The 17570-nt window shown below is 53.9% G+C and carries 8 protein-coding genes; 6 read left to right on the forward strand and 2 right to left on the reverse strand.

All coding sequences use genetic code 11. The annotated features are described in order from the left end of the window. The first annotated feature begins 7 nt into the window (after positions 1-7). Complete coding sequence (locus SH528x_RS07750) at positions 8-655, forward strand: RNA polymerase sigma factor (protein ID WP_442509946.1); 648 nt, start codon at positions 8-10, stop codon at positions 653-655. Positions 656-862: 207 nt separating this feature from the next. Here the strand turns inward: SH528x_RS07750 and SH528x_RS07755 are convergent, their stop codons facing one another. Further along, positions 863-3910 (reverse strand): hypothetical protein, encoded by a 3048-nt coding sequence (locus SH528x_RS07755; RefSeq protein ID WP_442509947.1) that lies wholly within the window; start codon positions 3908-3910, stop codon positions 863-865. 279 nt (positions 3911-4189) lie between these two features. Here SH528x_RS07755 and SH528x_RS07760 point away from each other — a divergent pair, with 279 nt between their 5' ends. From SH528x_RS07760 to SH528x_RS07770, 3 genes are all read left to right on the forward strand, one after another. Beyond that, a complete protein-coding gene (locus SH528x_RS07760) occupies positions 4190-4873 on the forward strand; it encodes a hypothetical protein (RefSeq protein WP_442509948.1) in 684 nt (227 codons plus the stop codon). 262 nt (positions 4874-5135) lie between these two features. Then, positions 5136-8846 carry a preprotein translocase subunit SecA gene (secA, locus tag SH528x_RS07765; protein WP_442509949.1) on the forward strand — a complete coding sequence of 1237 codons (3711 nt, stop codon included), beginning with the start codon at positions 5136-5138 and terminating at the stop codon, positions 8844-8846. Positions 8847-9014: 168 nt separating this feature from the next. Then, positions 9015-10331, forward strand: a complete 1317-nt coding sequence (locus SH528x_RS07770; protein ID WP_442509950.1) for a 3-deoxy-D-manno-octulosonic acid transferase — start codon at positions 9015-9017, stop codon at positions 10329-10331. Between the two features lie 556 nt (positions 10332-10887). Here SH528x_RS07770 and SH528x_RS07775 read toward each other — a convergent pair. Continuing rightward, a complete protein-coding gene (locus SH528x_RS07775) occupies positions 10888-12399 on the reverse strand; it encodes a sensor histidine kinase (RefSeq protein ID WP_442509951.1) in 1512 nt (503 codons plus the stop codon). A gap of 497 nt (positions 12400-12896) precedes the next feature. Between SH528x_RS07775 and SH528x_RS07780 the strand changes: the two genes are divergently transcribed. Further along, positions 12897-15173, forward strand: a complete 2277-nt coding sequence (locus SH528x_RS07780) for a bifunctional SulP family inorganic anion transporter/carbonic anhydrase (protein ID WP_442509952.1) — start codon at positions 12897-12899, stop codon at positions 15171-15173. 206 nt (positions 15174-15379) lie between these two features. Next, the gene (locus SH528x_RS07785; RefSeq protein WP_442509953.1) at positions 15380-17563 is read left to right on the forward strand and encodes a cation:proton antiporter domain-containing protein; all 2184 of its coding nucleotides are present in this window, start codon (positions 15380-15382) and stop codon (positions 17561-17563) included. The last annotated feature ends 7 nt before the right edge of the window (positions 17564-17570 follow it).

The raw sequence follows: 17570 nt of genomic DNA on the forward strand, positions 1-17570 counted from the left end.
GTAACCCATGACGATTTCAGAACCCAGCGAAATTGATGCTCATTTGGTCGCTCGGATTCGCGATGGCGATTCTGATGCGTGGCAGGCATTGATCGATCGTTACGAAGGCCGGTTGTTGGCGTACACCCACAGCCGGATTCGTGATCGAGCGGCAAGCGAAGATATTGTTCAAGAAGCCTTTGTGGGTTTCTTGATCAGTCTGCCGAACTACGACGGATCCAAACGGCTGGAAAGTTATCTGTTTTCAATTTGTGCTTATAAATTGACCGATCATTTGCGGCGCGAGGGACGAAGACCGGCGTTGCAATTGCATCGTCGTGGATCGGGCGACGGAGCCGACATCGATTTTACCGGTGGCGAACGTGTCGCCAGCTCGATTGCCCGCAGTGGCGAGCGAAAGCAGATCGAACAAGCGGCAATTCGCGATGCGATCGCCGAGCAGATCGAGCGTTGGAAACAAGGCGAGAATTGGTCCAAGCTAAAAGCGATCGAGTTGCTATACGTGGTCGGATTGTCGAACAAGGTCGTTGCTGAGAAGACCGATCTTACGGAACAGCAAGTCGCGAACTTTAAAAGCGATTTTCAGCTTCGTTTGCGTTCGATCATCAGCCGCATGGAACTCGACGCCGAAGTGTTCCCCGAATTGGCCGAATGATAGTCGCCTTTTGCTCCGCAAAAGTAGCGTTTATCAGGCGTATTCAACGTAGTGGATCTTGTTAAAGATCCCTGCACGATAGGATCTCTATCAAAATCATCAGCCTAGTATCGAAACTCGCAGAGAGTTTCGATTTTCAAAGGGCAGCATCTCAACGGGCAACGGCCGAAACTCTTGGCGAGTTTCGCTACATTGGATCCACTTCCCCTATGGCTTTGCTGCGGCTTTCGGAGCGATTGGGGACGACAGCAGATAGCCAGCCCAGAACAATGGCTCCTCGCCGGTGACGTTTTCAAGATCCTTGTCGGCGTGGGCCAATAGCGGTTCGGTCAACGGATCGAGATCGGTGCGTCGCAAGACCATCCGAGCCCGTCTCCAAGCGTCGACCATCCCCGAGAACGGTAGCTCTTGGGAAAATTCGCGAAGCACAATCGCACTGGATTCTCCGCCCACGGCCCAGCGGCTGATCAGCACATCATTCACGCCTGCGACATGAAGCGCACACAGAGTCATAAACAACTCGCGTCCATCCCCGAGTCGCGGCGTTTCGGCTTGCGAGCGAAAGCCTGCCAACGCGATCGTCGAGGGCACTTGCGATGGAAATTGCAACCACGCTCCGAGTGCAGCATTGGGTTTTCCTGCCTCGTACGGCAACACGCTCATGGCAAACGGGTTGCTCGTATCCATCACGCCCGGAGCCGCGACGATCAGACTGTCCAAGACGATGCCCAGCATCGTGGTGGGAGGCATTTCAGCGACAGGCAACAAGATCGATCCCGCCGCGGCATCCACGATCGACTGGGTGATCGCGGTGTTGATTTCCAAATCACGCGGGGCGAAAAAACGACTGGTGGCAAGCCCCACCGCTTTACTCTTTTGACGGATCGGTGCGGGCCGCAATGCCAATCCAGGCGTCGCGGCATAGCGGATGCTAATTTTGTCGCCTAAGAACTCAGCGTCCTCACCGTCAATCGGAAGAATGTCAAACGGCAAATACCACAGCGGTCCATCGGGCACGATCACCATATCATCGATGTCTGTACCGGCGAAACTGCTTGCATCGGGAAACAAAAATTTCAACAACGTAGCAGCGTCTTTCCGCCACGCGTTGTCTTCGGGCAAACGCGAACCACGCGTCTTCCCCACACCGATCGATCGCAATACCGATCCAATCATCGCGGGCAGTCGTGACGTATTGTTGTTAGTCCACGTCTGCGTTTTGCCGTTTAACGAGAATGTCGTAAACAAGCGATTACCCGAAAACGCAAATGTCACTAGTGCCGTTCGTTTGGGCAGCCCTTCGATCGGAGCTTTTTCATCGACGCGAGGCGGTGCTAAACGGGGCAATGAGCCTCGTGAAAATGCGATCAAGGTGGCCAGCGACTCTTGTTGTTGCCCCAGTTTTTCGACGAGCGAATCGTTGACAGTTGCCGGCGCCAATTTGGCATTGTCGAGTACCATTTGGCGAAGCTGTTTAAATTCCGCGGGGCCTTGGTTACGGAATTTCCTCTGATCATCGCTGAGTGCTTGATCCTCAGCACTTGCCAACGCACGCACATGAGCCACACGGCCTGCTAGGGGCATGGTTTGCGAAAACCGTTCCGCGAGCAGCGTGTCGGTGCGGGCCAAGACGTTATCGCCATCGGTCTGCTCGGCAGCAATCGCAAGTCGCATGGCCAGCGCAGCTGACCGGTCAATCGTCAAAAACGTCATCGCGTCGACAGGATCGCGTCGCCACAGAGCGGGTGGCGGATCGTTCGTGTAATATTCGAGGATCGCATCGCTGGTGGATCCTCCGATCCGGGTTCCGAGCGATTGGCTAAGCAGTGCAAATTGATACGTGCTAGGCATCGATACAAGCGTTCGATTTCGCACCCGATGTTGCTGGGCAAAGGTTCGCATCGATCCGTATGCCTTGTCGACAACGCTGCTCGATTTCATCCCAAATGCGTCGCCGCGTCCCGCAGCGAGTTTCGCAGCAACGTAGGCTCCGTAGGCATCGATCCGCGGTTGCAAGACGTCACGACGGTCAGACAACGATTTTGCGTGCCCAATCGAAAGGGTCGCGGCATCGTAATCGCGTGATTTAATCGCGGCATCGGCCGAGGCGACAAAACAGTGCACGGAGGCGAGTCGTGATTTGCGGACCATCGCGTTGGCGGCCGTATCGGCCGCGACGCGTACAACGTTCGCCTCTTTCTCACCGGCCACTCCGGCGGCGATCTGCATCGCTTCGCCGATCAGTTCGGGTTGCTCGAGCGCCGCAGCCACGTTCACGCACGCAAGCGCCGCGGCAAGCGATCCTTCGGCGTTGTCGGATTCGGCCAGCACGGATGCTTGCACAAGCAACGCGATCGCGGACAAGGGATGAGCCCCGCCACCTGATAACGCTGACTTCGAAGCTTCGGGAAACGCACGTTTGTCGTCGTATGCCGCATAGCGGGCCGCCGCATGCAGTGCGCCGCTCATCGATTGCGCAATCGGATGGGGAAGTCCGCCGACATTGGTGGACTCGGCCAACTCGCTGACAAAATTGTCCTGTTCCGACAACGGGCCCAAGATGATTCGTCGACGGTACGACGCGATCGCCAAACCACGCATGATCTCGATGATATCCATCGATCGCAGATTGGGCTCTTCGATCGTTCCGCCTTGGATCAACGCTTGCTCGGTGAGTTGTTGTCCCGATTGGAACATGACCCGATCGGAAGTTGGAATCCGTTTGATTGCCATAGCGGCCGGCCAAACTCCAGTCGGCGGCGACATTTGAACCCCTTCGCGGACCGCAGACCGCCAATCGACTTTATTCAGCCAACCGCGATAGCGAATCGCAACCTGCATCGCTGCATCAATGTTCTCGCGAGCTTGCGGAACGCTGCCGATTTGCCAATAACATTCCGCCAACATCGCATACACCGGAATCGAATCGATCCAACGGCCGTTGATGTCGCGGCGGGTGCGGCGAAGTGCCGCCTCGAAAGCGTCCACCGCATTTTCGAGATCACCACTGCGATACATCTCCAGTGCAATGTAATACTCCTGCGACGGATAACGGCCTCCGGGTTCAACACCCCCTAAAGTGCCAAAACTTCCCAGCCCACTTCCTTGCGCGAGCGAAACCTGGGGCGTCAGACAGAGCACGCTGACGACGACGATAATGCAAGCGAGAACTTGCTTGCACATCGTCTTTGGAAAGTTTTGGGGTTTTTGGAAGTCATGGAATACCAAGACGGAGTTGTATTGAAAATCGCTCATGAACATAGATTAGACGTCAAAGAGGGGTCGGGCTTTCGACACAGGCGATCGAGGACGCTCAATCGCCTGTGCGGATCCATCGGCAGGGCGCATTGAGAACGAATCACTCGAATGGATGTTATCCTAGGAGTTGACTGGCACGGCGTCGAACGATTTTCCGGCGGGGGGTGAATTCTCTCTAAACTTATCAAGGAAGGCGATGGTGAATACTTTCCTTTGTTTGAGCCGCCTCCGATTGGCTGAAAATGATTTACAACTGCACTTTTGGATCGAAATTTCATGACGGACCACGCGCCCCAGACGGAACACGCGACCCGTGTGAACCCTTACGCCCCGGTCGACGTGGTGGAGCAGGATGCGGATGAAGTCCATCATCATTCCAATGGCGACTTGCTAGCGGAACTCCGCCAACCGCTTCCAATTTGGCGAATTGCGATTCGCTGGACGTTTGTCTGCGTTTTGAGTGCGATCCCAAGCTTTTTGCTGGGGATGGCCGTTACCAATAACCATCAAATTGCCGCAATGGTGACCGGGATCGCCATTTTTTGTGTTTTGTACACCTGGTTGGATTGGCGGACGGCGAGCTCTGCGTGGCGACACAAAAAGTCTGTAAAATGGACCCTTGGTATTACGTATGGAACGCGAGTCTTGATCTCGGTTGCAGTGCCAATCGGAGGAATGCTTGATTTCCTTTGCGGCATTGTCTCGACGACGTTTGCGTCGAAGTTGACGGGATTCCAGTTTGAACCGAGCGGAACTCCTAGCAATATTTCCGGTTTTGGCGAGTCATTTTTCCCTGTTTTACTGACCACCCTAATCCAGGGGGGCCTTATGAACGTCGTGCTAGCAATCTATGGGATCGTCGTTTTTGGCATCGTTTTGGCCATTCGAGCGATGTCGGCCAATAATGAACCGCGGATAGAAAAAACAATCGCAGTTGACCCATCTTCACTAAACTCGTAACTTGCGGATGTAACGGCATTTAGGTACGCGTTTTTGTAACGTGCGCCGCGATGATTGCATGGAGGCTTCCGGCTCGGTCCTGGATTTGCCACAACCTTCATTTTGACCAGCAAAAGTGTCATATTGACGCTCGCGACGACGGATCAAACGTACACAGGGTTCTGCTCTCGTGGTGGGCAATTTGAGCCTGTGTTGTTGAGACGTGTTCATCCAGATACTGCGATTCCCCCGAATCGCATACGACCTTACCCCGACGAAAAATATGTCTTTCTTCGAACGACTTTTTGATATTTGTGGCGTCATCTTCGGTGGCGCTTTTGGTGCTGTGGAACGCAGTATCACCTCGGTTTTCGGTTCTGCGAATGCTCGCCATGTGGCAAAGCTCCGCCAACGGGCCGAGGCCATCGGTGAGCTGGAATCTAAATTCGAGGCGATGAGCGACGAAGAGCTCCGCCAGCAAACCGAAAATTTTCGCAAGCGGCTCCGCGATGGTGAAACGCTTGACGATATCCTCGAAGAAGCCTTCGCGGTCTGTCGCGAAGGGGGCAAGCGATTCCTCAGCATGCGTCATTACGACGTCCAACTGATCGGCGGGATGGTGCTGCATAATGGCAATATTGCCGAAATGGTGACCGGGGAAGGTAAGACGTTGGTGGCGACGCTGCCGGCGTACCTGAACGCGATCGAAGGCAAGGGCGTTCACGTGATCACGGTCAACGATTACCTGGCACGTCGTGACATGGAGTGGATGGCACCGCTGTACATGAACTTGGGATTGACGGTCAACGCGATCCAATCGGGCATGTCGACGGCAGAAAAGCAAGCCGCGTACGCCTGTGACATCACCTACGGAACGAACAACGAATTCGGCTTTGACTACCTTCGTGACAACATGCGTCCGGCCGCCAAGGGTGACGATCGCTATCCGAAGGAAGCTCAACAATGCCAAGGACCGCTGAACTACGCGATCATTGACGAAGTGGATAACATTCTGATCGATGAAGCACGGACCCCGCTGATCATCAGCGGCCCAGCCGATCTGGATCTCGGTCGCTACGCCGATGCGGATCGCGTCGCGCGGCAATTGAAAAAAGAAGCTCACTTCACGGTCGATGAAAAACAACACAACGTCACGTTGACCGACGAAGGGGTCCGCGAGGCCGAAAAATTGGCGGGAGTCGAGAGTTTCTACACCGCGGGCAACATGGAATGGCCGCACCTGATCGATAACTCGCTCAAAGCACATTACCTGTACAAGTTGGACGTCAACTACGTCGTTAAAGATCGCCAAATTATCATCGTTGACGAATTCACCGGGCGTTTGATGGAAGGTCGCCAATGGAGCGACGGACTTCATCAAGCGGTCGAGGCCAAAGAAGGCGTGCCGATCAAGCAAGAAACACAAACGTTCGCCACCGCGTCGCTGCAAAACATCTTCAAGATGTACAAGAAGCTTTCCGGGATGACCGGTACGGCAATGACCGAAGCGACCGAGTTCATGAAGATTTATGGGCTCGATGTCGTTGCGATTCCGACCAACCGTGAGATGCAGCGGATCGAACATCTCGATTTGATTTATCTTACCGAGAAAGACAAATTCAAAGCGCTCGCTGACGAAGTCGAACGGGCTCACAAATGGGATGTCATCAACCTAAAGGATGGCAGCGAAGTTTGGGGCGAGATTAAAAAGAGCGACGAAAATGAAGTCGTGATCATCGCCAAGGGAGAAAAGAATCCCGAGACGTACGAGATGAGCAAGGTCGAATCGATCGAACGCAGCGGACGTCCGGTATTGATCGGAACGGTCAGTATCGAAAAGAGCGAGCGTCTTTCCGAATTGCTCGAGCGTCGCGGCATCAAGCACGATGTTTTGAATGCGAAAAACCACGGTCGTGAAGCAGAGATCGTTTCGCAAGCGGGACGTATCACCGCCGTCACCATCGCGACGAACATGGCCGGTCGTGGTACCGACATTGTGCTCGGTGGTAATCCGGAAACGATGGCGTGGGCACAATTGCAACACAAATATCCAACTCGTTTGGAAGTGCCGGACGATGAGTGGAACGCGTTGGTCGAAGAGATTGATGCACGCGAAAAGATGAGCGAAGAAGGTGACGTGGTTCGCGATCTTGGCGGATTGTACGTGCTCGGTACCGAACGCCATGAATCACGCCGAATCGACTTGCAGCTTCGCGGTCGTTGTGGTCGTCAAGGCGACCCCGGTTCGAGCCGATTCTTTTTGTCGTTGGAAGACGACTTGATGCGGATCTTTGCGGGTGATTTCGTCAAGAGCATGATGGAACGCTTGGGCATGAAAGAAGGCGAAGCGATCGAGCATTCGATGGTGACTCGCCGCATCGCATCGGCCCAGAAAAAGGTCGAAGAACGCAACTACGAAATTCGTAAGAGCTTGCTCGATTATGACGAAGTGATGGACGAGCAACGCAAGCGAGTTTATCGCTATCGCCAAAACTTGTTGGACGGTCATAGTTCACGCAACATGATCTTAGAATTGATCCATGCTCAAATCGAAAAGTTCGTCAACACGTTCCTGGATCCCAACTACGGTCTCGATACGTTTGCTGCTTACGCCGGCAGCCAACTTGATTGCCAACTCGAGTCACGCGATTTCCAGAACATGGATTTCGAGATGGCGAAGGTCTACGCAGTGGATCAAGCCGAACGTGCAGCGGAAGTTACCGTGCACGAGATCATCGAAGAGAATCTTCCTCAATCGATGGAAGATGAGTGGAATTGGAAGGCGATGACGAACTGGGCCAACACCCGGCTTGGCACAAATTACCAAGAACACCAATTGAAAAAGTTTGATCGTGACGAGCTGACCGATGAACTGACTCAAAAGGCCCACGAGCGAATCGGCACGGTCGACCTAACTGAGGGGGAACCGTTCCTGGACGCCGACTTTGGTTTGCGAACCATGTGCGGTTGGATGCGTCACAAATTCGGAATCGAAACGACTCCGGACGAATTCCGTGATGTCGAAGACCTGCGTAAGGTCAGCGAATCGCTGTACAAGCGTGCCGAGGAAGCTTACACGCAGAAAGAAGCGGAATATCCTGTTATTGCCGGCATTTCTCGCTTCACCGAGAAACAAGGTGCTCAGATTTCGCTCGACCGCGAAGGGTTGGTCGATTGGGTGCAACATCGCTTTGGTGCCCAGCTGACTCCCGACGAAGTGCGGCTAAATCGTGATGATTTGAAGACTCAACTCGTCGAGTTCAGTCGCAAGGCCGGTGGTGCTGCGAAAGAGAAAAACGACGTCGCGCAAAGCAAGTTGAACGAGTTGTTCGGTAAAGCACCGAAAGACACCACGGCGGCCGTCGCCTCGGGCAAAAACGGCAGCCTCGAGCAGTTCGCCGATTGGTTGAAGGCCGAGTTTAATTACCGTGCGATCAAAGAAGACTTGTTGCGAATGAACCGCCACGAATTGTCGTTGGCGGTGGATGGTGCAGTAGATGACCGTTTCTATCCCGAAATGCGACGGATGGAACGCCAGATTTTGCTGAGCATCGTGGACGAAGCTTGGAAGAATCACTTGTTGACGATGGACCATCTGCGCAGCAGTGTTGGCTTGAAAGGCTACGCTCAACTCGACCCCAAAGTCGAATACAAACGCGAAGGCATGCGTTTGTTTGACTCGATGTGGGAGTCGATTGGTGAACGTGTAACCGATTTGATCTTCCGTATGGAATCGTTCAACGAAGAATTCATCCGTAGTACGTGGGTGGAAGCGACTACTAGCCGCAACGATCCCAATGCACCGAGTGCGCCACGCCAGGAGCTTGATTCGCCCGCTCAGCGAGCTGCCGAATCGAGCAACCAGGACAACGAATCACGTCCCGATCCGGTGCGTCACTCCGAGCCTCGTGTTGGACGTAACGATCCCTGCCCGTGTGGCAGCGGCAAAAAGTACAAATCGTGCTGCATGCGAAAGAGCGGCCCGGTTGTTTAGTTATCAAAGTCGCGTTTTGCTCCGCAAAAGTTGCGATGGAAAACACGTGCGTTCGTCGAGCGAAGACGACATTTGTTAGTCGATCGGTCTCACGTCGCTCGAAAATGAGTGAGGCGTCATCGACGCATCCTGCTGCAAACTAATCATGTTCGTTCGGAAAGGATTCCGATGTTCGCCAACCTGCTCTACGCCACCGCGTTGCTGCTGCTTTCGCCTGTGGTCTTGTATCGCATGCTTAGGCACGGTCGCTACCGCCGCGGCGTCAGCGAAAAACTTTGGGGCATCTCCAAGTTACACGCGGAGTCGTTGACAACGGGCAAGCCAGCTATTTGGCTGCATGCGGTCAGCGTCGGCGAAGTCAACCTGATCAGTGGGCTGATCAAGCGTTTAGAAGCGACGCACCCCGAACATCAAATTGTCGTCAGCACTTCGACTGACACCGGTTATGACTTGGCTGTGAAGCAGTACGGTGCGGAACGAGTCTTCTTTTGTCCGCTGGACTTTACTTGGGCTGTCAATCGAACGCTACGGAATCTGGCACCGGAAATGCTTGTGTTGGCCGAGCTTGAGCTGTGGCCTAATTTGATCCGCATCGCGACAAATCAAGGTTGTCCGGTGATGGTTGCCAATGCACGGCTGAGCCAGCGAAGTGCCGCAGGATACCAGCGTTTTGCTTTCTTGACTCAGTCGACGTTTGCACGGCTCGCGTGGGTCGGCGCCCAAAACGAACAAGCGGCACAGCGTTTCGTCGCCTGTGGAACGGCGGCTGACCGGATCGAAATGACCGGTTCGATCAAGTTTGATAACGCGCCGTCCAGTCGCGAAACAGTCGACGTCCATTCCCGCAGCCAATGGGCAGGCGTCGATCCGTGGAATCGAGTTTGGGTGGTTGGCAGCACCCAGCCGGGCGAAGAAACCATGGCCATCAAGATTTACAAGTCGTTGGTTTCCGAGCACCCCGAACTGCGGATGGTGTTGGTGCCGCGTCACGTCGAACGATTTGATGCCGTGGCTAATCTGGTTTCCAACGCAGGACTGAACGTTCACCGACGTTCGGTCGATCGGTCGTTGCACGAAACGAGTTGGTCGGCGGATACCGTGATCCTTGTCGATACGATTGGCGAGCTTCGACATTGGTGGGGCGTCAGCCAGATTGCCACGGTGGGTGGCAGCTTTGGGACTCGTGGTGGCCAAAACATGCTCGAACCCGGTGCCTATGGCAGTGCGGTTTCCTTCGGCCCTGACACCAAGAATTTCAAAGAAATCGCCAACCAGTTGATCGAGGCCGGAGGTGCTGTTCGCGTCGCCGATGCCGAGCAATTGAGGCAATTTGTCGAGCGTTGCCTGACCGACATCCCCAGCGCCGACGCATTAGGCCGAGCTGCACGCCGAGTGATTTCCGAGCATCAAGGTGCAACTCAGCGAACCGTCGACGCATTGCAGCAACGTTTGCGTGAGACAAGCCAAAAGCAACGCGCCGCATAATGTTGGGCATATCCGTAGCGAAACTCGCCAAGAGTTTCGTTCCACGCGGGAAGGTTGCCTGAAACCTTTGGTTGGAAAGTTCAGAACCTCTCCGAAAACTGGTTCTGCCGTAGCGGAATTCGTCAAGAATTTCGGCCCCGAAAGAGCTTAATCGAAAGTCTTGACAACTTCCGGTACCGGTTTTCGGATAGGTTCTCAGTGGCGTCAAGCAAGTCCATGGATCGGCCGCCAGAAACACCGAATCGCCCCATCGCCGTGCGGATAACTTGAAAGTTGGTTCCCATGTAGACCATCCGCCGATAGTCGTCTGCGGTGTAGCGAACCGTCCCCTTCAAGTCTTCGGTAAGAACGTTGACATCGGCGGAGAAGGTCCGATGCGACTCAGACAAAGTCCTGCCAACCGTCTGGCGATGAGTATTCCATCGTGGATGTCTCGCAGCGGCTGGTAACGAGTGCGAGTGCAAGTGTGCGAGTGTGCGTGTGTGCGAGTGTGCGTGCGAGTTGACCTGTAGCGATGGCGGGAATCAAAAGTGGATGCATACGGCGTTTGTTTCGTTTATCGGTCGACTTGTTGTGTGCTGTGCAAGACAGGCAATCTTGCTGTGAAGATTACCCCGCCCTCGTCACGATTTCTCGCTTTGAGTGTGCCGCCATGATCGCCGATAATCTTCCGGGAAATGGGCAGTCCAAGACCGAGTCCGAGTTCTTTGGTGCTGAAGAAAGGCTCGAAGATTCGCTCCGACTCCTCGGGCAATGAGCAACCGTTGTCCGCAACACTTAAGCTAACCCAACTGGAGCTTGTACCCTTTTTCGACGTTTCAGACGACAGGTCATGGTCGGCGGCGACCGTCACATCCACTTTTCCACTGTTGGGAATGAAGTCAAAAGCATTGAGTATTAGGTTCAAAAGCACTTGCCGCAACTGCGTTGCATCGCCCTGAACCGTCATCACATCATCTGGCATCGAACGGGTCACCTCAATCCCTCGTGCCTCGGCTCGGCTCGTGACGAGAGCGAATGTTTGCTGAACAATCTCTCGAAGATCAACCGGCTTCGAAACAAGTGAGGATGGCTTGGCAAAATCAAGAAACGTTTGCAGCAGTTTATCGACACGAGTTATTTCATCATCCAAAACCGCGAGATCGTCCGCGTCAAGGTTTGACTTATTGTGACGAGCCGATTGAACGAGTGTTTTCATACACATCAGCGGATTGCGAAGTTCGTGCGCCAACCCTGCACCAAGTTTCCCGAGAGCAGCGAGCTGGTCGGCGCGGATCACTTCCTTGTGCCTATTTTGAAGTTGCTCGACCACGCTGCCGACTCGTGTGGATACCGTCTCAAGCACCTGCTGTAAATCCTGGAGGCTGGGGTCGGCGGATACTTCGACTGGCCCCACCACCGTATCCAACTTCCCCGCAACGTCGCGAATAGGAACAGAAAGTAAGTACATTGAACGACTGATCGAGCGGGCCACGCCGTAGCCAGCCACCAGTCCGACGGCGGCACCACAGGCTCCGAGCAATGCCATGGCCAAAGACAGTTTCAATGCCATCGATCCGCTTCGCAAACTACTCTCTTCAAGTTCACTTTCGTTCAAATTGAGATACTGGCGCGAGGCAACCAAGACTTGTTTCGACAGTGTTTCTTCTTCCAATGCCTCGACTCGTTCTGAAGAAATTTGCGAGTCGGGATCATCGACCAGTTGGTGTAGTTGGGCAAAGTAATTGTCGATGCCGCTGCGAATGACGGCCACCAGTGCCTTCTCGTCGTCGCCTCCCGCCAACCCATCCGCTCTGTTGATCCATTCGTTGGCGGCGTCTTGATTCTGTATCGCAAGCAGCAAATACTCTCGGTCTTTGGTCAGCAGGTATCGGTCAAGTTCGTGGCGCATTTCACGAACAATCAATTCCAGTTCCTCCGCGGCACGGATGCTCGCAACGTTATTGCTGAGAATCTCCGAGTTACGCTTCTGCAACTGGAGTACGTGCCAGGCCCCCGAAAAACCAAGGCACAGCAATGCCAGCCCCGTGACAGCGTGTATGAAGCTCAGCCTGCTTCGCAATCTCATCGACAACTCCTTTAAAGAGGGCGTGAAAGAAATTCAATCGCCGAGACTAAATTTCGACATTGGTTGGGGTAAGTGACTTATTTTCAAAACTTGGATTTCTGTTGGACCAACTGGCTGTCGATCTAATCAGCCGCAACGCGTTAGCGTCTGATTCCAATCCGTTAACCGTGGGCTAACGCTCGGAGGCTGACTGTTGTTTTGCAAACGACATTAAATGGACAGTCGAACAAGCTGACCAGGGATTCGATTTGTGGGGAATGACCAGGATGGGTGTCAGTCCTAGGTTGCTTGTTATTCACGGGTAAAAGCGATCCCCGAACGTTAAGACACGGAATTCCCATACGCTAACAGACAAACGAGAGCCTTGCAGAGTACCCAACATCGCGGCACAGCCTTTGCGTTGCGCCGTGGGCGCAAACTTAGAACGCCACCGCGGTAATTCCGGCGGCAACAGCAATTGACGCAGACGCTAACTTGGACTCACGATGGAATCATGCATGGATGACACAAACGCCCCGACATCTCTGGCAAGCAATGTCTTTCGAGACTCTACAGCATCACTCGTTGTCTTTCTCGTGGCCTTGCCATTGTGTCTTGGCATTGCACTTGCCTCGGGTGCACCCCTGTTTTCTGGAATCGTGGCTGGCATCGTTGGCGGAATTGTGGTTGGTGCTCTGAGCGGTTCGCATACCAGCGTCAGCGGGCCAGCGGCAGGTCTGACGGCTGTGGTTGCCGCACAGATTGCGAACCTTGGCGCTTTTGATGCGCTGTTGCTTGCGGTTGTTGTCGCGGGAGTAATTCAAATCGGGCTTGGGATTGCGAAAGCGGGGGCGTTGTCTGCATTTTTTCCGTCAAGTGTGATTAAGGGGCTTTTGGCAGCGATTGGAGTGATCCTGATTCTCAAACAGCTTCCCCACTTACTCGGCCACGACACCGATCCCGAAGGTGAAATGTCGTTCTCGCAGCCGGACCACGAAACGACGTTCTCCGAAATCGCAACGATCTTCCAAGGCGAGGTACATTTCGGAGCGGCCGTTGTCGGGCTTGCCTCGCTTGCACTGCTTGTGCTCTGGGCTCGCTTGAAACCGCTCAAAAACTCAGGCATTCCAGCCCCACTTGTCGTCGTGCTGTTTGGGGTTGGATTACAGTTTCTGTTTTCGCGGTTTAGCAGCGAATGGTCGATTGGTACGAGTCATTTGGTCCAGATTCCGATTGCCGATAGTTTCTCGGAATTTGGCAGTTTTTTTACGTCCCCGGACTTTTCCCAGTGGACTAACCCAGCGGTCTACGTCGCTGGCGTGACCATTGCCATTGTTGCTTCGTTGGAATCGCTTCTTAATCTCGAAGCCTCGGACAAACTGGACCCGCGTCGCCGCAATTCTCCAGGCAGCCGTGAATTATGGGCACAAGGTGCAGGGAACGTGGTCGCCGGACTGATCGGCGGGATTCCGGTGACATCCGTGGTTGTCCGCAGCTCGGTCAACATCAACGCGGGCGCGGTTTCAAAGCGGTCTGCAATCCTTCACGGTGTCTTGTTGCTCGTTTGCGTTGGGCTGTTTCCCGTCTATCTGAACATGGTCCCGCTGGCGGCGTTGGCAGCCATTTTGATCTACACCGGATTCAAGCTGGCGAGTCCCGAGTTGTTCCGCACCATGTGGAAACAGGGCCGGTATCAATTTGCGCCATTCATCATCACGGTTGTCGCAATCGTGTATAGCGATCTGCTGATTGGAATCGTGATTGGGCTGGTCGTCAGTGTCCTGTTCATTCTAAACAGCAATCTGCGCCGTCCGATTCGCCGAATCGTTGAGACGCACATTGACGGCGACGTGGTGCATGTAGAACTAGCGAATCAAGTCAGCTTTCTCAATCGTGCAGCGTTGGACACGATTTTCAATCAATCAAAGCCGGGGTCGAAATTGCTACTGGACGCGTCGGAGTCCGACTACATTGATCCTGATGTTTTGAGTTTGATTCGGGAATTCAAAGAGGAAACCGGTCCTGCTCGCGGATTGAGTGTCGGCTTGCGCGGCTTTCGCGACCAGTACGATCTGCATGATGAAATTCAATTCGCGGACTACTCAACCCGAGAACTTCAAGATAGCCTGACCCCAGCACAAGTGCTCGAAATCCTTGCCGATGGCAACAGGCGGTTTCATACGGATCGTCGAATTTCACGTGGCTACGGACGGCCCATTGACACTACCGCCGGTGGGCAGCCTCCGCTCGCCGCAGTGCTGAGCTGTATCGATTCGCGTGTTCCCACCGAACTGGTCTTCGATCTCGGCATCTGCGACATCTTCAGTGTGCGTGTGGCTGGCAATGTCATCGGCACGAACTCTCTGGGCAGTCTCGAGTACGCGGTTACCGTTGCCGGTGCAAAGCTGGTGCTCGTAATGGGGCACACACATTGCGGTGCCATATCCTCGTCGGTAAAATTTTTGGACCAACCAAATGATACCCAGCAGGCTAGCAGTCGTCCGCACCTGCATGCGATCGTCTCTGAGATTCAAGAATCGGTGGAAGTCAATGAATGTCGGGGGGTCGCGACCATGCATCCGGACGCAATGGATGAATGTGTTGATCGGATTGCCAAGAAGAACGTCCAGCGTACGGTTCGCGAAATCGTTAATCGCAGTCACGCAATCCGCAACGCAGTCGATGCTGGGGAAGTACTGGTCGTCGGTGCGATGTACGACGTCAAGACGGGAGTCATCGATTTTTTCGTCGACGACTCGGTCACAATTGAATCCCAGCAAGAACTCGTTTCTTGAAAGGTCGTTACCGTTACCGACCCACATCGGCCAATTACATTTCGAAATTCAAACGGCCAAGGACATCATGTTGTCTAAGAGAGACGTCAGCTCGCGGTTTGCTCTGCCCGATAGCTCCATTGGGCACGTCGAGTTGTGCAAGCGACTGAAAAATCAGACGGGGCCTCGCATTCAAGATTAGCGTTTAACGGATCAGGCCTCACAACATGCATTCCAACGAAATCCTCACGACGTTCACGGTCGCTGCCGCCTTGGGCGTCTGTCTGTTCACGCTGGCTGGATTCTTACAAGTTTCAGCAATCGTTGTGCTACTCATCGGCGGCGTGATTGCGGGCCCTCAGGTCCTTGGAATCGTGAACCCATCGGACCTCGGTAGTGGGCTGAGCACAATCATCTCATTGGCGGTTGCAATCATTCTTTTTGAAGGCGGGCTGACTCTTGATTTGAAAGGCTACCGGTCAGCGAGCAAAGAGATTTGTAGAGTTCTCACGATCGGGGTTCTTGTCACCTGGATCGGAAGCACGCTACTTATTTGGACGTTGTTCCGATTTGATCCCGCGTTCTGTTTCCTTGCTGCGAGCCTCGTCATCGTGACGGGGCCTACTGTGATCGGACCGCTCTTGCACCGCATTCGTGTGCGAGAACGTCTACACCACATCTTGCACTGGGAAGGCGTGCTGATTGATCCGATTGGAGTATTCATCGCTCTGCTGTGCTACGAATTCTATGTTATCACCGACGGTAGTCATCAGGTTGTCGTCACCGAATTTCTGATGAGATTCTTTGCCGGCGCCATGTTCGGAATGGCGTTCGGCTTTCTGCTTGATCTGGTGATGCGACGTGGCTGGATTCGAGAAGATCACACGAATATCTTCGTGCTTTCGATGGCCATGTTAAATTTCGGATTGGCCGATCTTGTGATCTCTGAAAGTGGCCTGTTGAGCGTGACGGTCGCTGGTCTCGTTCTCGGTAGTCGAAAAACTCCGCAATTGCGCAGTATCGTTTCGTACAAAGTGGAACTCAAAGACTTTCTAATCGGGCTGCTCTTCATTCTCCTGGCAGCGAACCTCGATCTCGCCGCATTCCTGGATTATGGATGGAAGATCGCCGCAGTGGTGCTGGGAATCATACTACTGGTGCGTCCGTTGAACATCTTCTTTTCCATGTACGGCAGCACGCTAAAGGTCAAGGACAAGCTGTTTCTTAGCTGGATCGCTCCGCGAGGTATCGTCGCCGCGTCAATGGCCTCGTTGTTCACCCTCCAGCTAAAGCAGCTCGGTGTGGAGCAAGCAACCTTTTTGGAAACGTTTACGTATTCGGTTATTGCGGGAACGGTACTCGCGCAAGGGATGACCGCCGGTATGGTCGGCGGTTTGCTCGGTGTTCTGCGACCGGTCGCTTCGGGTTGGATTATTGTTGGCGCAAACCCCGTTGGTCGTAAGGTTGCTTCCTTCTTGAAAACTCAAGATATTCCAGTCGTTGTGATCGACACCAACGCAAGAGACGTTCGCGTTGCGATGCGAGAAGGGCAAACCGCACTCAGCGAAGATGCAATGCTGATGGTCCCAGACGCTCATCCTCAACTTTACAGTTGCGGGAACCTCATTGCACTGACACCCAATCCTGACCTCAATCGAATGCTGTGTCGCCGTTGGTCCGAGATAGTTGAAGGTTCCGTATTCCGCTGGGAGCCATCTGGATACGAAACGGAGGAGAATGCACACTTGTTGGTCGGCGATAAAGTGTGGGATCAAATCCCGCTGAACCGCTGGATGCAATCCGATAGTGAGTCGGTACCGTTGGAGGTCGTTCAAGCTGCCGACGGTACTCCGTCGCCTGCCAATGTATTGATGACTGCCAACGGGCGCGGAGTGACTACCAAACCTCCCTCCGTCGTCGACAACGGTGACCGTGCATGGTTGGTCTATCACGCGACATCGGAAGACACCCGCAGCACCATTCCTCTCTCGCCCAGCAACGTCATTCTCTCGGATCAGCACAAACTATTTGATTTGTACCGTGAGATGATTGTCCAATTGAAAAACACGAATCCAGGAGTCCAGCCGGACTGCCTTCTCGATGAAATGTGGAAGCGTGAGGAAGACTACACCAGTTTGCTCGGTCACGGAATTGCTTTGCCACATGTCTGGACAGACGAAGTGGAACGTGCCGTTCTCATCGTTGGACGCCCTAAGACTGAAGTCATCTGCCCTCTAACGAATTCAACAATCGAGATCGTGTTCATGCTGGTAAGTCCCTCCGGCAAGCCCGATGAGCATCTACGAAACCTAGCCCAGATCGCCAAGCTGGTTGGCTCCGACGCGAAGCGAGCCAAACTTCGTCGAGCGACCTCTGCCGAAGAACTCTACGAAATCATCACATCACTCTGAACGCAGG

This window comes from Novipirellula methanifontis (genome assembly GCF_052161655.1).
Lineage (GTDB): Bacteria > Planctomycetota > Planctomycetia > Pirellulales > Pirellulaceae > Novipirellula.